At 66.1% G+C, this 752-nt stretch carries 1 protein-coding gene; it reads right to left on the bottom strand.

The genetic code is table 11. The features are described 5' to 3' along the window. Positions 1–752, bottom strand: a 752-nt coding sequence (locus JFN93_RS25275; RefSeq protein ID WP_199387169.1) for a hypothetical protein, incomplete at both ends; no start/stop codon positions are given.

Genomic DNA, 752 nt, shown 5'->3' with positions numbered 1-752 from the left:
GCCGCGATCTCTGCGGTGGTCAGGGCTGCGATGTCCGCAGTATTCAGCGCACGGAGCTGATCGGAGGTAAGTGCGCCGACCCCGGCAGCACCAAGCGCCTGAGCCTGGCCGGTGGAGAGGACCGCGATTTCTGCTGTGCTCAGGGCCTGGACGTGAGCGGTATCAAGGCCGGCGATCTGGGCCGTGGTCATTGCCTTGACCTGTGCAGTGGTCAGCAGGGAGATGTTATCGGTGCTGATGGCTGCCACCTCGGCGGTGGTCAGGGCCGCAACATCCTGAGTGCTCAGGGAACGCAGCTGGCCGGAGTCGAGTGCTGCGATGCCGGTGGCGCCAAGGGCCTGGGCCTGAGCCGTGGTCAGTGCCCCAATTTCCGCGGTGGTCAGGGTCGCCAGGTTGGCGGTGCTGATCGCCTGGATCTCAGCAGTGGTCAGGGCCGCCACGTCCGCGGTGGTCAACGCGCGGAGCTGATCGGAAGTAAGTGCGCCTACCCCTGCGGCACCGAGTGCCTGGGCCTGCGCGGTGGAGAGGACCGCAACTTGTGCGGTGCCCAACGCCTGGACGTGAGCGGTATCGAGGCCGGCGACCTGAGCCGTGGTGAGTGCCTTGATCTCGCTCGTGGTGAGCGTGGAGATGTTATCGGTGCTGATTGCCGCGATCTCTGCGGTGGTCAGTGCTGCGATGTCCGCAGTGTTCAGCGCACGGAGCTGATCGGAGGTAAGTGCGCCAACGCCTGCTGCGCCAAGGGCCTGAGC

Source organism: Geomesophilobacter sediminis (genome assembly GCF_016458275.1).
Lineage (GTDB): Bacteria > Desulfobacterota > Desulfuromonadia > Geobacterales > Geobacteraceae > Geomesophilobacter > Geomesophilobacter sediminis.
Note: the sequence above shows the minus strand (reverse complement) of the source record. Positions and strands in the feature narration are given on the sequence as shown.